We start from the raw sequence: 2,970 nt of genomic DNA, 5'->3' as shown, positions 1-2,970 counted from the left end.
CCTTCGGGTTATAGGGTCAAGCAATGAAGCGCACACGGTGGATGCCTAGGCAGCCAGAGGCGATGAAAGACGTGGAAGCCTGCGATAAGGTTCGGCGAGGTGGCAAACAACCTGTGACCCGGACATCTCTGAATGGGGAAACCCACTGACCACAAGGTCAGTATCCTGTACTGAATACATAGGTGCAGGAGGCGAACCAGGGGAACTGAAACATCTAAGTACCCTGAGGAAAAGAAATCAACCGAGATTCCCCCAGTAGCGGCGAGCGAACGGGGACCAGCCCTTAAGCAGGTGACTGATTAGACGAACGAGCTGGGAAGCTCGGCCATAGCGGGTGATAGCCCCGTAGTCGAAAATCTGATCCTGTGAAATCGAGTAGGTCGGGGCACGAGAAACCTTGACTGAAGACGGGGGGACCATCCTCCAAGGCTAAATACTCCTGGCTGACCGATAGTGAACCAGTACCGTGAGGGAAAGGCGAAAAGAACCCCGGAGAGGGGAGTGAAATAGATCCTGAAACCGTGTGCGTACAAGCAGTAGGAGCAGACTTGTTCTGTGACTGCGTACCTTTTGTATAATGGGTCAGCGACTTATATTCAGTGGCGAGGTTAACCGTATAGGGGAGCCGTAGGGAAACCGAGTCTTAACTGGGCGACACAGTCGCTGGATATAGACCCGAAACCGGGCGATCTATCCATGAGCAGGGTGAAGGTTGAGTAACATCAACTGGAGGCCCGAACCAGGATCTGTTGAAAAAGATTTGGATGACTTGTGGATCGGAGTGAAAGGCTAATCAAGCCCGGAGATAGCTGGTTCTCCTCGAAAGCTATTTAGGTAGCGCCTCACGTATCACCGCCGGGGGTAGAGCACTGTTTCGGCTAGGGGGTCATCCCGACTTACCAACCCGAGGCAAACTCCGAATACCGGTGAGTGCAAGCGTGGGAGACACACGGCGGGTGCTAACGTCCGTCGTGAAAAGGGAAACAACCCAGACCGTCAGCTAAGGTCCCCAAATTCTGGTTAAGTGGGAAACGATGTGGGAAGGCTCAGACAGCTAGGAGGTTGGCTTAGAAGCAGCCATCCTTTAAAGAAAGCGTAATAGCTCACTAGTCGAGTCGGCCTGCGCGGAAGATGTAACGGGGCTAAACCAGATACCGAAGCTACGGGTTCATCCTTAGGATGAGCGGTAGAGGAGCGTCGTGTAAGCCGATGAAGGTGAGTTGAGAAGCTTGCTGGAGGTATCACGAGTGCGAATGCTGACATGAGTAACGATAAGGGGAGTGAAAAACTCCCCCGCCGGAAGACCAAGGTTTTCTGTTCGATGCTAATCAGAGCAGAGTGAGTCGGCCCCTAAGGCGAGGCCGAAAGGCGTAGTCGATGGGAAACGGGCTAATATTCCCGTACCGGACATGATTGCGATGGGGGGACGGAGAAGGCTAGGTGAGCCAGGCGTTGGTTGTCCTGGTGAAAGTCAGTAGGCCTGGGTCTCAGGTAAATCCGGGACCCTTCAAAGCCGAGAGACGAGACGAAGACACCACGGTGTCGAAGTCATTGATGCCACGCTTCCAGGAAAAGCCTCTAAGCTTCAGATCATGTGCGACCGTACCCCAAACCGACACAGGTGGTCAGGGTGAGAATCCCAAGGCGCTTGAGAGAACTCGGGTGAAGGAACTAGGCAAAATGGTGCCGTAACTTCGGGAGAAGGCACGCCGGCGTAGGGTGAGAGGACTTGCTCCTTCAGCCCGAACCGGTCGAAGATACCAGGTGGCTGCAACTGTTTATTAAAAACACAGCACTCTGCCAACTCGCAAGAGGACGTATAGGGTGTGACGCCTGCCCGGTGCCGGAAGGTTAAATGATGGTGTTAGGATTCGTCCGAAGCTCTTGATTGAAGCCCCGGTAAACGGCGGCCGTAACTATAACGGTCCTAAGGTAGCGAAATTCCTTGTCGGGTAAGTTCCGACCTGCACGAATGGCGTAATGATGGCCACGCTGTCTCCACCCGAGACTCAGTGAAATTGAAATCGCCGTGAAGATGCGGTGTACCCGCGGCTAGACGGAAAGACCCCGTGAACCTTTACTATAGCTTCACACTGGACGCTGATGTTGCCTGTGTAGGATAGCTGGGAGGCTTTGAACTTCGGACGCCAGTTCGAAGGGAGCCAACCTTGAAATACCAGCCTGGCATCATTGGCGTTCTCACTCAGGTCCGTTATCCGGATCGAGGACAGTGTGTGGTGGGTAGTTTGACTGGGGCGGTCTCCTCCCAAAGAGTAACGGAGGAGCACGAAGGTACCCTCAGCACGGTCGGACATCGTGCAATGAGTGCAAGAGCATAAGGGTGCTTGACTGCGAGACAGACACGTCGAGCAGGTGCGAAAGCAGGTTCTAGTGATCCGGTGGTTCTGTATGGAAGGGCCATCGCTCAACGGATAAAAGGTACTCCGGGGATAACAGGCTGATACCGCCCAAGAGTTCACATCGACGGCGGTGTTTGGCACCTCGATGTCGGCTCATCACATCCTGGGGCTGAAGTCGGTCCCAAGGGTATGGCTGTTCGCCATTTAAAGTGGTACGCGAGCTGGGTTTAGAACGTCGTGAGACAGTTCGGTCCCTATCTGCCGTGGGCGTTGGATGTTTGAGAAGAGCTGCTCCTAGTACGAGAGGACCGGAGTGGACGACCCTCTGGTGTTCCGGTTGTCACGCCAGTGGCATTGCCGGGTAGCTATGGTCGGACGGGATAACCGCTGAAAGCATCTAAGCGGGAAGCCCCCTTCAAGATGAGACATCCCCGAGGCCTTGAGCCTCCTGAAGGGCCCAGCGAGACCAGCTGGTTGATAGGCACGGTGTGGACGCACTGCAAGGTGTTGAGCTAACGTGTACTAATGGCCCGTGAGGCTTGACCCTATAACACCCAAGGGGTCTGGTCGCAGTGACAACGATGACTACCGGATACGCGCGCTGGGCGAG

1 rRNA gene is annotated in these 2,970 nt (G+C 54.7%); it reads left to right on the top strand.

The features are described 5' to 3' along the window. Positions 1 to 14: 14 nt before the first annotated feature. Positions 15 to 2,907: ribosomal RNA gene (locus INT20_RS17835) — 23S ribosomal RNA — on the top strand. Positions 2,908 to 2,970: the final 63 nt, after the last annotated feature.

The sequence above is a fragment of the Halomonas citrativorans genome (genome assembly GCF_014898005.1).
In the GTDB taxonomy this organism is placed as follows: domain Bacteria; phylum Pseudomonadota; class Gammaproteobacteria; order Pseudomonadales; family Halomonadaceae; genus Vreelandella; species Vreelandella citrativorans.
This window is presented reverse-complemented; position numbering and strand designations above follow the sequence as displayed.